Annotated in this window: 10 protein-coding genes; 8 read left to right on the top strand and 2 right to left on the bottom strand. The window is 41.0% G+C overall.

From position 1 onward, the window contains the following. Positions 1 to 64: 64 nt before the first annotated feature. Positions 65 to 3,202, bottom strand: coding sequence for a VPS10 domain-containing protein (locus ACQQ5U_RS13450; protein ID WP_437398267.1), 3,138 nt, complete (start codon positions 3,200 to 3,202; stop codon positions 65 to 67). Positions 3,203 to 3,387: 185 nt separating this feature from the next. Between ACQQ5U_RS13450 and topA the strand changes: the two genes are divergently transcribed. From topA to ACQQ5U_RS13485, 7 genes are all read left to right on the top strand, one after another. Beyond that, the gene (gene topA / locus ACQQ5U_RS13455) at positions 3,388 to 5,874 is read left to right on the top strand and encodes a type I DNA topoisomerase (protein ID WP_437398269.1); all 2,487 of its coding nucleotides are present in this window, start codon (positions 3,388 to 3,390) and stop codon (positions 5,872 to 5,874) included. 1 nt (position 5,875) lies between these two features. Continuing rightward, positions 5,876 to 7,033: a formimidoylglutamase gene (locus tag ACQQ5U_RS13460; protein WP_437398271.1), complete on the top strand. Its 1,158-nt coding sequence runs from the start codon at positions 5,876 to 5,878 to the stop codon at positions 7,031 to 7,033. A 122-nt stretch (positions 7,034 to 7,155) separates the two neighbouring features. Then, a complete protein-coding gene (gene gldK, locus ACQQ5U_RS13465) occupies positions 7,156 to 8,532 on the top strand; it encodes a gliding motility lipoprotein GldK (RefSeq protein WP_437398274.1) in 1,377 nt (458 codons plus the stop codon). Between the two features lie 85 nt (positions 8,533 to 8,617). Beyond that, positions 8,618 to 9,274 carry a gliding motility protein GldL gene (gldL, locus tag ACQQ5U_RS13470; protein WP_437398276.1) on the top strand — a complete coding sequence of 219 codons (657 nt, stop codon included), beginning with the start codon at positions 8,618 to 8,620 and terminating at the stop codon, positions 9,272 to 9,274. Positions 9,275 to 9,342: 68 nt separating this feature from the next. Next, positions 9,343 to 10,923, top strand: a complete 1,581-nt coding sequence (gldM, locus tag ACQQ5U_RS13475) for a gliding motility protein GldM (RefSeq protein WP_437398278.1) — start codon at positions 9,343 to 9,345, stop codon at positions 10,921 to 10,923. A 26-nt stretch (positions 10,924 to 10,949) separates the two neighbouring features. Next, positions 10,950 to 11,852: a gliding motility protein GldN gene (gldN, locus tag ACQQ5U_RS13480; RefSeq protein WP_437398280.1), complete on the top strand. Its 903-nt coding sequence runs from the start codon at positions 10,950 to 10,952 to the stop codon at positions 11,850 to 11,852. 124 nt (positions 11,853 to 11,976) lie between these two features. After that, positions 11,977 to 13,032 carry an NAD(P)/FAD-dependent oxidoreductase gene (locus tag ACQQ5U_RS13485; RefSeq protein WP_437398282.1) on the top strand — a complete coding sequence of 352 codons (1,056 nt, stop codon included), beginning with the start codon at positions 11,977 to 11,979 and terminating at the stop codon, positions 13,030 to 13,032. Here the strand turns inward: ACQQ5U_RS13485 and ACQQ5U_RS13490 are convergent. After that, the gene (locus ACQQ5U_RS13490) at positions 13,029 to 13,430 is read right to left on the bottom strand and encodes a DUF983 domain-containing protein (RefSeq protein WP_437398283.1); all 402 of its coding nucleotides are present in this window, start codon (positions 13,428 to 13,430) and stop codon (positions 13,029 to 13,031) included. The two genes, ACQQ5U_RS13485 and ACQQ5U_RS13490, sit on opposite strands and share 4 nt — an antisense overlap. A 65-nt stretch (positions 13,431 to 13,495) precedes the next feature. Between ACQQ5U_RS13490 and ACQQ5U_RS13495 the strand changes: the two genes are divergently transcribed. Next, positions 13,496 to 15,409, top strand: a complete 1,914-nt coding sequence (locus tag ACQQ5U_RS13495; protein ID WP_437398284.1) for an ABC-F family ATP-binding cassette domain-containing protein — start codon at positions 13,496 to 13,498, stop codon at positions 15,407 to 15,409. Positions 15,410 to 15,453 lie beyond the last annotated feature (44 nt).

The following is a 15,453-nucleotide window of genomic DNA, read 5'->3' on the forward strand; positions in this document are numbered from 1 at the left end:
CAAAAAAAGTAAAATAAAAAAGCGCCCTTTTTCGAGGCGCTTTTATTTTGAATGAAGTTTGATTCTATTCTGTGGAAATCATTTTAATTTGATTTTCATCTACCTTTTGGTTGATCAATGTGGCTTGTTTTTCGACTAAAGCGTTTAAATCATTGATTTCCTTATTGAGTTCCTTGGTCACCTCCACAAAAAACTCTTGGGCTTGTTTTGTCGGCTTTTGGTCCCCACGTTGTGAGTCCACCATCAAAAATGCCAGCCTGTTATTGATTCTTATTCCATAATTCAAAGGATCTTGTCTACTCTGATTTTTGGTCATGTGAATGTTGTTCTCAATAACCGAGAGCTCTGTTTCAAAATCCTTTGCCATTTTCTGGATTTCGGCATTGTCCTTTGTTTTCTCCTTTAAATAAGCCAAATCCTTTTTAATGTTCCTAATATTGATGATGGCATTGTTGGCACGGCTAACTTGATCGCGCACCTTCATTACAAAGTCAAATTGATCTTGAAAATCTTGTTGGTTGAGTTTTACTCTTGGGTCTTTAACAATGGTGAAGGTTTGCTCTACAGAGTTTCCGTTAACGGTGAGTCTTGCTTTGTAGTTACCTGGAACCGCTTTTGGTCCCATGTTGGGCGAGGAATAGAATACCATTCCCTTGAACTCTTGGTAGCCGGGATATCTCATATTCCAGATGAATCTGTTACCTCCTTCGGAAACCTCCAATTTTTGAGTTGAGGTCGGGTCCAATTTATCGGGTTCGGCATGATTGGAAAAACTTTGAATGACGCTCCCATCGGTTTCCAAAATTTCCATGTTGACGGTATCTGTTTCTTTTAAACTTTTCAGATAAAAATTGATAATGGCTCCATCAGGATGATTTTCGCCCACCAATTTGGTGTTAGGTGCTTGCCAAGATCTAGCTTGGTGCATTCTGTATGCCATATCGGGCTTGTACAGATAAAAATCACTATTGGCTACTTCTTCGGACAATTGGTGCAATGGAGTTAAATCATCTATCATCCAAAAGCCTCTTCCGTGTGTGGCAGCAATCAAATCATTGTCCCTAACATGAAGATCTCGGATTGCGGTAATTGGCAGATTCAATTGGAACGGTGTCCAGTTTGCTCCATCATCAAAAGAAACGTACATGCCCCATTCCGTACCGGCATACAATAATCCTTCTCTTACTTTATCGGAACGAATAGCACGCGTGTAATAATTATCCTTAATGCCATCGGTAATCAAGGTCCATGTTTTTCCGTAATCATCCGTTTTGTATAAATAAGGAGTATAGTCCCCGAACTTGTATGACGTAGCGGCAACATATACCGTTCCAGGTTTAAATGGACTGGCATCGATGCAGTTGATCATATTCAATTTAGGTGACATGGAGGCTGGTGGAGTTACATTTTCCCACGTTGTGCCATTGTCCCGGGTCACATGAATAAGTCCGTCATCACTTCCTGTCCAAATCACTCCTTTTTCCAGAATGGATTCTGTAATCACAAAAACATTGGAATAGAATTCTGCTCCAGTGTTGTCCTGGGTGATAGGTCCACCAGAAGATTCAATGGTTTCTGGAATGCCCCTTGCCAATTCTGGAGAAATGGTTTTCCATGATTGACCACCATCCGTTGTTGCATGCAAATAGTTTGAACCCGCATAAAGTACATTGGAATCGTGTCGGCTAAAAGTCAATGGATAATTCCAATTGAACCGGTATTTCATTACCTCCGCCCCGGAACCTGCAGGGTTGTCGGGCCATACGTTTGTGGAGATGGTTTGTCCTGTGGTATGGTCTAAACGGTTCATGTACCCTTTATAGGTTCCACCGTAAACCAATTGATTGTTTTTAGGGTCTGGTGCCAAGTGTGCACTTTCGCCCCCTGCAGTTGGCTCCCAATCATTTTCTGTGATGCTTGAACCTGAAGAGCGATGGAAAACACGCAAGGCGGTATTGTCCTGCTGCGCTCCGTATATTCTGTAAGGAAATATGCTATCCGTTGCAATGCGATAGAACTGCATCGTGGGTTGATTGTAATAGGTGGTCCAGTTATTTCCGCCATCGTTGGAGATTTGAGCACCACCGTCATCCGCAATAATCATTCTTTGGTTATTGTTCGGGTCTATCCAAAGATCGTGATGGTCTCCGTGGGGTGCATTTTTTAAAGTAAAAGTTTTTCCGCCATCTGTAGAAACGCCATAACTTACATTCATAACCCAGACCTTGTCTATGTTTTGGGTGTCGGCATAAATTCTACTGTAATACCAGGCTCTTTGTCTTAGTCCTCTATTCTCGTTCACTTTTTTCCAAGTTGCCCCGGCATCATCGGAACGGAAAACTCCACCATTTTCGGCCTCGATTATGGCAAATACCCTATCAGAATCGATAGGCGAAACGGTTAGTCCAACAATTCCCCATGGAAAACCAGGTAACCCTGAATTTTCTGAAATATCTTTCCAAGTGTTTCCGCCATCGGTGCTTTTAAACATTTTGCTGTCTGGGCCACCACTATCCATGCGGTACCCATTTCGTTTCATTTGCCAAGTAGCAGCGTAAAGAATTCTACTGTTGTTCGGATCCATGATCAGATCACCAGCACCAGCGTTATCACTCACGTATAAAATCTTTTCCCAATTTTTTCCTCCGTCCGTAGATCGGAAAACACCACGTTCCTCATTGGGTTTCCATAGATTTCCAATGGCGGCTACATATACGATGTCAGGATTTTTAGGGTGAATGCGTATACGGGCAATGTGTTCTGAATCTTTAAGGCCTATGAATTCCCAGGTTTCTCCGGCATCCATACTTTTCCAAAGTCCTTTGCCGGAAGAAACGTTTCCACGTAAAGTCTGTTCGCCTTCCCCTACGTAAATAATGTTGGGGTCGGATTCTGCTACGGCCACAGCTCCGATGGAACCTCCGTAGTAACCATCTGAAATGCATTCCCAGGAATTACCGGCATCTGTTGTTTTCCAGACGCCACCACCTGCGGTACCCATATAATATAGGTTAGGGTCGTTGGCCACACCTGTAACAGTTCCGGCCCGGCCTCCTCGGTGCGGGCCCACCATTCTCCATTCCATTCCGTTATAGAGCGATTCCTTAAATTGAGGAGTGTTGTTTTTTTTATTTTTTCGTTGTGCGTTGGTGGGATAAAAACATAGTAACGCAAGTACTATGATTAGAATGCGGTTGGTCATTTTGGTTGGGTTATCGAGTTAGTCTCCCTAAAAATAAGAATTATTTTGCCCAGTATCGCCAGAGAATTTTATTAATGTGAGTTTCCAAAATTGCATGATGTTTTTTTGATTTTAATATCAAAAGCATACCGGTGAATGCTGAAGTTTAAATTTTAATATACTTTTGTTGAGACAAAACCCAGTGCATGCCAAAGAATTTAGTTATTGTAGAGTCCCCCGCCAAGGCGAAGACCATTGAGCGATTTCTAGGAAAGGAATTTCAAGTAGAGTCTAGTTTTGGGCACATTGCCGACCTTCCATCAAAGGAACTCGGTGTAGATGTGGAGAACGATTTTAAGCCAAAATATACTGTTGACAAGGAGAAGAAAGCCTTGGTGAAAAAACTTCGGGACTTGGCTAAAAAAGCCGAAACTATATGGCTCGCAAGTGACGAAGACCGTGAAGGAGAGGCTATTTCCTGGCACTTGGCAGAGGAGTTGGGATTGGATAAAAGCAAAACAAAACGAATTGTTTTTAACTCCATTACCAAATCGGCCATTCAAAAGGCCATAGAAAATCCAAGGGACATTAATTATAACTTGGTCAATGCGCAACAGGCACGTAGGGTGTTGGACCGATTGGTGGGATATGAACTATCACCAGTACTTTGGAAAAAAATAAAACCGGGACTTTCTGCAGGTAGGGTGCAATCTGTTGCGGTACGCTTGATCGTGGAACGTGAACGGGAAATTGAAGGATTTACTCCAGAGGCTTCTTTCCGAATAAAAGCGGAATTTAAAACTGATGGAGGTAATGCATTTGCTGCCAAGCTGAACAAAACATTCCCAACAAAAGAAGCTGCCGAGAAATTTCTAAAAGAAAATATAGGGGCGGACTTTTCGGTTTCCGATTTGGCCCAAAAGCCAGCAAAAAAATCACCTGCTGCACCATTTACTACATCCACTTTACAACAGGAAGCTTCAAGAAAGCTTTATTTTTCGGTAAGCCGAACCATGCAAGTGGCGCAACGTTTGTACGAAGCTGGTCTTATTACTTATATGAGAACCGATAGTGTGAATCTTTCCAGTGAAGCTTTATCAGCCGCCAAGGATGCCATTGTGGAAAACTATGGTGAAAAATATAGTCAAACCAGAAACTTTACGGGCAAATCCAAAGGAGCACAAGAAGCTCACGAAGCGATTCGACCTACGGATATGAAATTACAGTCGCCCCAATTGGAGCGGGACCAGGCGAAATTATACGAACTGATTTGGAAACGTACCCTGGCTTCGCAGATGAGCGATGCCCAGTTGGAACGTACCAATGTAAAAATAAAAGCAAGCACCCACAGCGAAGAATTCTCAGCCAATGGAGAAGTGGTGAAGTTTGATGGTTTCCTTAAAGTATATCTGGAAGGAACCGATGATGAGGAAGGCGAAGAGCAAGAAGGAATGCTGCCGGCCATGCAGATTGGGGAGCCACTTCAAAACGTATTTATTTCCGCCACCGAAAGATTTTCAAGACCACCTTACCGCTATTCGGAAGCTTCTTTGGTGAAGAAATTAGAGGAACTGGGTATCGGTCGACCTTCTACTTACGCACCGACCATATCTACCATTCAAAATAGGGGGTATGTAGAAAAAGGCACCGTTGAAGGTTCTGAACGTAAATATGCACAGTTGGTTTTGGAAGATGGAAAAGTATCCGATAGCCAACTGAGCGAAATTGTGGGTTCCGAAAAAGGAAAGATTGTCCCGACTGATATCGGTATGATCGTAAATGACTTTTTGGTAACGCATTTCACTCAAATTCTCGATTACAACTTTACCGCCCAGGTAGAAGAAGATTTTGATGAAATCGCTTCAGGTGATGAAGATTGGCAAGAAATGATGAAAAATTTCTACAAGGATTTTCATCCCAATGTACTGGAAGTTGAAGAAAATGCCGAGCGTGCCAGCGGAGAACGTGTTTTAGGTACAGACCCGGAATCTGGTAGGCAAGTATCCGTGAGATTGGGCCGTTTTGGGCCGATGGTGCAAATTGGTACTGTGGATGACGAGGAAAAACCTCAGTTTGCCAGTTTATTGCCAGATCAATCCATAGGAACCATCACTTTTGAAGAAGCCATGACGCTTTTTGAGCTTCCAAGAAAATTGGGAGTGTATGAAGGTGAGGAAATCGAAGCAAATGTGGGTCGCTATGGTCCGTATGTTCGGTTCGGAAAAAAATTCATTTCCCTAGCCAAAGGCGAAAGTGCTTTTGATGTAGATATGGATCGTGCTATTGAACTGATCAAAGAAAAGCAAAAGGCCGATGCACCAATTGCTGTCTATGAAGGAAAAGATGTTACCAAAGGTAAAGGTAGATTTGGACCTTTTATTAAGTGGGACGGCATGTTCATCAACGTGAACAAAAAATACGATTTCGATAATCTTTCCGATGGGGATATTGCTGAATTGATCGAGGCCAAAAAGAAAAAAGAAGAGGAGAAGCTCGTTCAAGAATGGCCCGAGGAAAAAATCAGGATAGAAAAAGCCCGTTGGGGAAGGCATAATATTATAAAAGGTAAGGTAAAGGTGGAAATTTCCAAAGATGTGGATGCCACAAAAGTGACTTTGGAAGAAGCACAAGCCTTATTGGAAAAGAAATCACCAAAGAAAAAAGCCAAGACAAAAGCAAAAGCTAAGAAATAGTATGGCCTTCGATTTTCTGGTTCCGGTTAAGGACAAGGTATTGGCACATTCCGAATTGTTGCCAGAACAAGCATTGGGCAAGAACATCCATATGCACACGGAAAAGGATGGGCTTCCGGTATTCGCCCATGCAGATGTAGCCATATTTGGCGTATTGGAATCCAGAAACGCATTCGAGAAAAAGCCTGAAAAACTGGACTTGGATGAAGTTCGAATCCAACTCTACAGATTAATGATGGGTAATTGGAACTCCAATATCATCGATATAGGGGATGTGGAAGAGGGCAATACAGTTGAGGATACCTACTTTGTGGTAAAGGAAATTGTAGCTGGACTTCTCGAAGAAAACATTATACCTATAGTATTGGGGCTTACCCAAGACATTACATTCCCAACATATCGCGCTTTTGATCAAATAAAGAATATGGTAAACCTAGTCTCCATTGATAGTCGTTTTGACTTCGGTGAGGACGATGAGCTTATTTCATCACATTCTTATATGAGTAGAATTATTACAGACAAACCAAATAATCTTTTCAACTTTTCGAACATTGGGTATCAAAGTTATTTCAATGCACAAGAAGAAAAAGATTTGATGGAACGTCTTTTTTTTGATGCTTATCGGTTGGGTGAGGTAGTTGCAAATATAGAATTGGCTGAACCCGTATTGCGCAGTAGCGATATTGTAAGTTTGGATTTAAGGGCTATACGGGCAAGCGAAATGGGTATGACCCAAAATTTTTCCCCCAATGGTTTTACCGGAAGGGAGATATGTGCCATTGCCCGCTATGCCGGAATAAGCGATAAAGTTTCCCTGTTTGGCATCTACGAGGGGGAAAATTCGCATCAGGCATTCCAGATGATCGCCCAGATCATATGGTATTTTATCGAGGGCCTGAGTTTCAGAATAAAAGAATACCCAAGCTCAAAGAGCGAAGACTTCACAAAGTTTACTGTACCCACGGACACGGAAGAATTGATCTTCTTCAAAAGCCATGTCACAGAAAGATGGTGGGTAGAAGTGCCAACAATTTTAGCAGAACATACTAAATCAAATTCGGTGGCGTTATTACCTTGCACCGAGGAGGACTATTTGGATGCTTGCAACCAGAACATTCCCGAAAGGTGGTTCAAAGCCTACAGAAAAGGCTTGAACTAATTAAATTAAATTTTGACCATTAATTGTTTTTACACAATAATTTATTCAAAATTCAGTTTTGAGAGTAATGAATATGTGTAGTGCAGTTATTAAATCTTGAATCGAATAATTTAACCTAAAGTATGAGAAAGCTATTCTTTTCATCTATAGCACTTGTTTTTTTGCTTAGCAGTTGCGGCTCTAAATCAAGATCAAAAGGTGAACTAGTTGGGGTCCAGGGAAAAAAGTGGCATCCAGAAAAGCCCTATGGGATGGAACTGATTCCTAGAGGTGCCTTTGTAATGGGGAAAGCCGAAGAGGATCAAGCAAAAGTATTGAACGCTCCCACAAGAACGGTTACCGTACGTTCCTTTTATATGGACGATACGGAAATCACCAATAGTGAGTACCGCCAATTTGTGGAGTGGGTCAAGGACTCCATTGTAAGAACAAAATTGGCCATTTTGGCCGACGAGCTGGGCATAAGTCCAGAGGATGAAGGTATTGGTGAATACGCCTTTAAAGATACCGATACCACCGAACTTTCCGTTTACGATAAGTATATGCTCGATAACTATGCAGGTCTTGGAGACACCGGATATGAAGGTAGGGCACTGAACAAGGATGTTGATCTAGTATGGGACACTTCCGAATATCCAGATGAGTACTACGCTGAAGTAATGGACTCCATTTATCTTCCAGAAGAAGAAAGCTATAATGGATTAAGGAGTGTGGACGTTACTAAGATTAAGTATAAGTACAGCTGGATGGACATTGAATCTGCTGCACGGGCAAGATCCGGAAACAGAAAAGACTTCATCAAACATGAGGAATTGGAAATTTATCCGGATACTACGGTATGGATTCGAGATTTTGAATATAGCTACAACGAGCCAATGCATAACGATTACTTCTGGCACGATGCCTACAGTGATTATCCTGTAGTAGGAGTAAACTGGATGCAAGCCAAGGCTTTCTGTAACTGGAGGACAAAATTTAAGAACGACGATCAAAAAAGTCGTGGAAAACAATTCGTAAACCAGTTTAGGTTGCCTACCGAAGCTGAGTGGGAATATGCTGCAAGAGGTGGTATTGAAGGAGGCTCGTATCCTTGGGGTGGTCCGTATGTGATCAGCGACACAGGATGTTTTATGGCCAACTTTAAACCACAACGTGGAGATTATGCAGCCGATGCGGCCTTGTATACCGTAGAAGCAAAATCTTTTGAACCAAACGATTATAACTTGTATAATATGGCAGGTAACGTATCCGAATGGACCAACTCCAGCTTTGATGCAGGAGCATACGAATACCTATCCACCATGAACCCGAACATTGGGTCCCAAGACAATCAGCGTAAAGTAATACGTGGAGGTTCTTGGAAAGATGTTGCGTACTTCCTACAGGTAAGTACACGTGATTATGAATACCAGGATTCTGCAAGAAGCTATATCGGTTTCAGAACCGTGCAGGATTACATGGGTGAAGAAGATTCTACCGAAGGAAGAAGCGGATTATAAGAAAACAACGAGAGAACATTATATAAACAAGTAAGAGTAGTAACCAAATACTTATTTTTTATATAACTTAATTAAAACTAGAATTATGGCGCAGTCAAAATCAACAAAAAAGCTGTTTAATATGGCCTACGGGCTTGGAGCATCGGTAGTAATTATTGGTGCATTGTTCAAGATCCTTCACTGGGAATTTGGACCACTTACAGGTGGACTTCTTCTTGCTGTTGGACTTATAACTGAAGCATTGATCTTTGCTATCTCTGCATTTGAACCAATAGATGATGAATTCGATTGGTCTTTGGTGTACCCAGAATTGGCCGGTGGAGAAGCAGATGCTTCCAGAAAACAACAAGCTAAAGATGCTCAAGAAGCTGAAGGACTTCTTTCCAAGAAATTGGATAGTCTTCTTAAAGACGCTAAAATCGATTCTGAACTTTTCTCCAACTTAGGTGAAAGTATCAAGAGTTTTGAAGGTGCCGCCAAGAATATCACTCCTACTACAGATGCTATTCAGCACACTAAAAAATACTCTGAGGAACTGTCTCATGCAGCAGCTCAAATGGAATCTTTGAACAGCTTGTACAAAGTACAATTGGAAAGCGCAAGCAGACAAGCTTCCATTAACGAGGAAGTAGTTCAGAACGCAGGTGCCTTGAAAGACCAAATGGAGTCTTTGGCCACTAACCTATCTTCTTTGAACGGAGTATACGGAGGTATGCTTACAGCCATGGGCGGAAAAGTCTAATTAGAGGTTTTTAAATCAACAGAAAACCAAACCAAATCAAATTAATTATTAAATCTAATTAGAAAAACATGGCAGGAGGAAAACAAACACCACGTCAGAAGATGATCAACCTTATGTACTTGATCTTCATCGCGATGTTGGCACTTAATATGAGCAAGGAAGTACTTGCCGCTTTCGGACTAATGAACGAAAAGCTGGAAACTTCCAATACCAATATGGACTCCAACAACTCTAGCTTTTTTGCTAGTTTGGAAACCAAAGCTTCTGAAAATGAAGAAGAGTATGGAGAACTTTATAAAGACGCTCAACAGATCAAAGAACTTTCAGATTCTTATTACAATTATTTGGAAGGATTGAAGAAAGAAATGACCGCAGATTTGGAAGACCCAAAAGACTATGTGGTTATGGACAAGTCTGATTACTTGGACCAAAAATTCTTTCAAGGCGACAATTTGGGCCCAGAAGGAAAAAAGTTCATGGACCAGATCAATAATTATCGTGAAGGCGTAATCAACGCATTGCCAGAAGGCGAATTTGAAGCATTGAAATCAGCGGTTAAAACTCGCTTTGCAACCGGCGATGGTAAAAAAGACGACGGTAAAGTTGAGAAACGCGATGGTACGCGTCAAGATTGGATCAACTATCACTTCGAAGGGTTCCCATTGGTAGCGTCTTTGACCAAGTTGACCCAATTGCAGGCAGATATCAAAACTACCGAGCAAGAGGTATTGAAAACCCTTTTGGAAGGTGAGTTGACCGAAGCGGTTTCCTTGACAAATTTTGCCAGTGCATTGGATGCTCCTAAGTCTGCATACTACGCTGGTGAAAAATATGATGGTAGAATTATTGTTAGTAAAACTGACAGGACTTCTACTCCTGTAAAAGCTGAGTTGACTTTGGACGGAAGACCATTGACAGAAGGTAAGGATTACGAATTGGAAGCTGGTGGTATCAAAATGTTGATCAGTGCCGGTACTCCAGGTGACCATACCATTAAAGGAACCATGACTTATATGCAGGATGGTAACGAAGTGCCAGTAGAAGTAAACAATACTTTTGCAACTATTTCTATGCCTAACGCAGCAGTAATTTCTGCTGATAAGATGAATGTGGTTTACCGTGGTGTTTCTAACCCAATGACCATCTCTATTCCTGGTATTCCAGATAACAAGGTTTCAGCTTCAGCTCCTGGTTTGAGCAGAAGAAGTGGTAGCAATTACATCATGAACCCTGGAACAGGTAGATCGGTAACCATTACAGCTTCAGGTACATTGCCTGATGGTAAAGGAATCCGTACCTCGTCTGAATTCCGTATCAAGGATATTCCAAGACCAAGCGGTACCGTTCGAGGAGAATCCGGTAGCATAAAAATGCCTAGAAAGAACCTTGAAATCGCAACGGTTAGTGCTATGTTGGAAGACTTCGATTTTGACTTGAACCTTGCAGTAGGTCAATTCAAATTCAAAGTACCAGGTCAGCCTACAGTAGTTGTAAACGGAAACAAATTGGATAACAGAGCTAAATCTGCACTTAAAAGAGCAGGTAGGGGCGAGTCTGTCCAGATATTCGATATCCAAGCTTACATCACAAACAATAAGAGTTACAAGTTGAAGAAAGTATCTCCGGTTGTGGTTGAGCTTACTAACTAAGAAGTATAAAAAGTATACAAGTGATCATGAATTGGAAAAACGCACTATTAATTGGATTGTTGGGCATATTGCCGGTATCAATCATGGCGCAGGCAAACATTTTGAATGCCAAATTGCCCGAAGATATAGGTAAGAAAACCCAAGCTCAAATAGAGCAAGATGCTGATGAGCCTTTAGCGTATGGTTATGTGGATGATAGGGATATCCTTTGGTCCAAAACCGTATGGGAAATCATCGATCTTGACGAACGAGTTAACTTTCCATTGTATTACCCAACCGATACCATAGGTATTGGAAAGGATAGAAGGTCACTGTACCACGTTTTGATGAAGAACATCAAAAATGGAAACCTTACGGAGGTTTATACAGATTCCTACTTTACAGAAAAAAGAAAGTTGGAAGACCTTGCAGCTACCTTGAGTAAAGTGGATACAACAGATTTAGGATATGAGCAAGTAAATGCCGGTGAACAGGTTTCCCCAGAGTTTATTAACCAAAGGGATCTTACTGCGGCAGATATTGAGGAATATCGTATAAAAGGAATCTGGTATTTCGATAAACGCCAAGGAGAGCTTAAGTTTCGCTTGTTGGGAATTGCACCAGTTGCACCCGATGTAAACTTTATAGATGATGAATCTGTAGATCCGGGACAGAACAAGGTAGAGTTGTTTTGGATATGGTACCCTGCGGCAAGGAAAATCCTGCACGATGCCAAGGTGTATAACCAGCGCAACTCAGCAAGACCTATTTCCTTTGATATGTTGTTGAACGCACGTCGATTCAACGGTATTATCTATAAAGAGGAAAATGTTCACGAAGATCGTGAGATAAGTGATTACATTTTTGATAATGCATTGTTCCAGCTCTTGGAAGCTCAAAGAATAAAAGAGGGCATACGAGATAGAGAGCAAGATATGTGGGCCTATTAATTTTAACCCATAGAAATATTTCCAATTCAATAAAGCAAAACGCCGCATCTAGTGCGGCGTTTTTTTTTGCATTAAACTGAGGACTCAGTGATCAAGAGATCAATCAGATGCCTAATTTTGTAGCATGTTGGATTATATTGTAGTAGGTCTAGGTTTGGCAGGAATATCATTCTGCGAAACATTGGAGAAAAATGGAAAATCGTTCAAGGTAATTTCCGATGAATCACAAAGAGCCTCCCAGGTAGCTGGAGGGCTGTACAATCCCGTAATTCTGAAAAGATTTACCATGGCCTGGAAGACCAAACAACAATTGGAACTCGCCAAACCGTTCTATCAATACCTAGAAGAAAAACTAGATGTAAAATTGGATTATGAACTTCCCGTTCTGCGAAAGTTTGCTTCCATTGAAGAACAAAACCTATGGTTTGAAGCTTCGGACCGTTCAGAGTTGGATTATTTTCTGTCCACTAAAATTCTGCCGAACAACAATCCTAGCATTGATGCGCCCCATGGTTTTGGTGAGGTGAAATATACAGGTAGAATTGATACGGGCACATTGGTGCGTTCCTACAAAAATTATTTGGATAAGAAAGGACAACTACAAGCTGAACCTTTTGATTTTGATGCGCTTTCCATCACCGAAGATCAAGTGGCCTACAAATCCATTACCGCCAAAAGGATTGTATTTGCATGCGGTTATGGGCTTAAGCAAAGCCCATACTTTGGATATCTGCCCATGAACGGAACCAAAGGAGAATTATTGATTATCCATGCACCCGATTATAAAGAGGAAAATGTGATTAAATCATCTGTTTTTACTATTCCAATGGTTGATGACAGATATTTGGTGGGAGCTACTTATAAGTGGAAAGACAAGACCAACACACCTACCGAAGAATCCAAAAATGAACTTTTGGGAAAATTGAAGACCTTTTTAAAATGTGATTTTGAAGTCCTTGACCACGTAGCAGGAATTCGTCCCACCGTAGTGGATCGCAGACCTTTGGTCGGGAGGCATCCAGAGCATCAGAATTTGTATGTTTTAAATGGATTTGGGTCAAGAGGGGTGCTAATTGGACCCTATGCATCAAAGCAGTTATTCGATTTTATAGAAAACAATGGTGAGCTTGATCCAGAAATGGATATCCAAAGATTTACCAAAAAATATTATTCCGATTAACCTTTTATTGCCTTGTTTTTCTTAACAGCAGTAGGGTCGTACTTCACAAAAAAGTTGATCCAAATATTTCTGGATAACCTAATAATTACTGGCATAAAAACAATCATGGTGCCTACAATCGATATAAAGGTAGTCATCAAAGAAGTGCCAATTAACAAAAAGGAAATTACAAAAGCAGCGACAGCAAAAGCAATACCTACACCATAACTCACGTACATTGCACCATAAAAAAAGGAAGGTTCGATCTTATATTTCAAACCACAATGGGAGCATCTTTCATTCATGCTGAAAATTTTGGACAGTGTATAAGGGTTAGATTTCTCATACATGCTCTCCTCTTGGCATCTTGGACAGTTTCCTGTTAAAATGCTGTACATTTTGGTTCCTTTTTTTAACATTTGCAGGGTTTTTGCACAAAAGTATAAATTCAGTATCTAATGTTTTGTAAACAAGGTCACATATAATGTTAAACATTCACAATCTTTCTGTAGCCTTCGGAGGCGAATACCTGTTCGAGGAAATTTCATTTCGTCTTAACGGTGGGGATAGAGTAGGCCTTATTGGGAAAAATGGCGCAGGAAAATCCACTATGCTTAAACTGCTTGCCAAAGAAATGCCTTTGGATGAAGGAGCTATAGCTACAGAAAAGAACATAAAGATTGGATTTCTAAAGCAGGATATTGATTTTGAAGAAGGAAGGACCGTACTGGAAGAATCTTACCAAGCATTTTCCGAAATCAAAGCATTGGAGCTTAAATTGGATGAAATTAATGCCGCTTTGGCAGAGCGTACCGACTATGAAAGTGATGGATACCATCAGCTTATGGTAGACCTTAACGATGTTACCCATAGATATGAGATCTTAGGAGGTTATAACTATCAAGGAGATACCGAAAAGGTGCTTCTTGGATTGGGTTTTAAGCGGGAGGATTTCAATAAATTGACCGATACATTTTCTGGTGGGTGGCGTATGCGTATTGAGTTGGCCAAACTATTGCTGCAAAGCAACGATGTCCTTTTACTGGATGAGCCCACTAACCACTTGGATATTGAATCGATAATTTGGTTGGAGCAGTTCCTCCGAAACTTTACGGGTGCAGTGGTTATTGTTTCCCACGATAAAATGTTTTTGGATAACGTTACCAACCGTACCATTGAAATTTCTTTGGGAAGGATTTACGACTACAACAAACCTTACTCCCAGTTCTTGGTACACCGAAAAGAAATCCAAGATCAACAAATTAGTGCCCAAAAGAACCAAGAAAAACAAATACAGCAGACCGAAAGGTTGATAGAGAAATTTAGGGCAAAATCCAGCAAGGCCTCGATGGCACAGTCGCTTATCAAAAAGCTGGATAAAATGGAGCGTATCGAAGTGGATGAGGAGGACAATAGTGTAATGAACCTTCGATTTCCAGTTTCGGTAAATCCTGGAAAAGTGGTAGCGGAATTGAATGGTGTTTCCAAAAACTATGGAACTAAAAAAGTGCTACAGAATATAGACCTTATGGTGGACCGTGGTAGCAAAACGGCTTTTGTGGGACAAAATGGACAAGGGAAAACGACCTTGGCCAAAATTTTAGTGGGAGAACTGGATTATACAGGTGATTTAAAAATAGGCCACAATGTGCAATTGGGTTATTTTGCCCAGAACCAAGCTGAATATCTGGATGGTAACAAAACCATCTTGGATACCATGATAGATGCTGCCAATGAAAAGAACCGAAGTAAAGTAAGAGATATTTTAGGGTCGTTTCTGTTCAGGGGAGATGAGGTGGACAAATATGTAAAAGTACTTTCCGGAGGGGAAAGAAACCGATTGGCCTTGGCCAAAATGCTTCTACAGCCTTTTAATGTGTTGGTGATGGACGAACCAACCAACCATTTGGACATCAAATCCAAAAACGTACTCAAACAAGCCCTTCAAAATTTTGAGGGAACCTTGATTTTGGTTTCTCACGACCGGGATTTTCTTCAAGGGTTGACGGATAGAGTATATGAGTTTAAGGACGGAGGCATAAAAGAGTATTTGGGAGATATTGATTTTTACTTGGAACAACGTAAGATGGAGGATTTTCGAAGCGTTGAAAAAGGGGACCAAAAAAAAGAAGACAAACCCCAACCCAAAAACAAGGAAAGCGATTATCAAACCCAAAAGAAGCAAAAATCCCTAAAAAATAAACTTAGCGGGGTGGAAAAGAAGATTTCGCAATTGGAAAAGGATATTGCAAATATTGATCATGACCTGCTCATGGATTACGATGCTACTATTGCCAAACCCAACTTTTTTGATAATTATGAGGGCAAAAAGAAGGATTTGGAATCCTTAATGGAGGACTGGGAAAACCTGTCCCATGAGTTGGAATCACTGGATTAGAGCAACTCCCTTGATTTTTCACAACGATATTTAGCTACTTCACA

Origin of the sequence: Flagellimonas lutimaris, from assembly GCF_051494225.1 — a bacterium.
In the GTDB taxonomy this organism is placed as follows: domain Bacteria; phylum Bacteroidota; class Bacteroidia; order Flavobacteriales; family Flavobacteriaceae; genus Flagellimonas; species Flagellimonas lutimaris_A.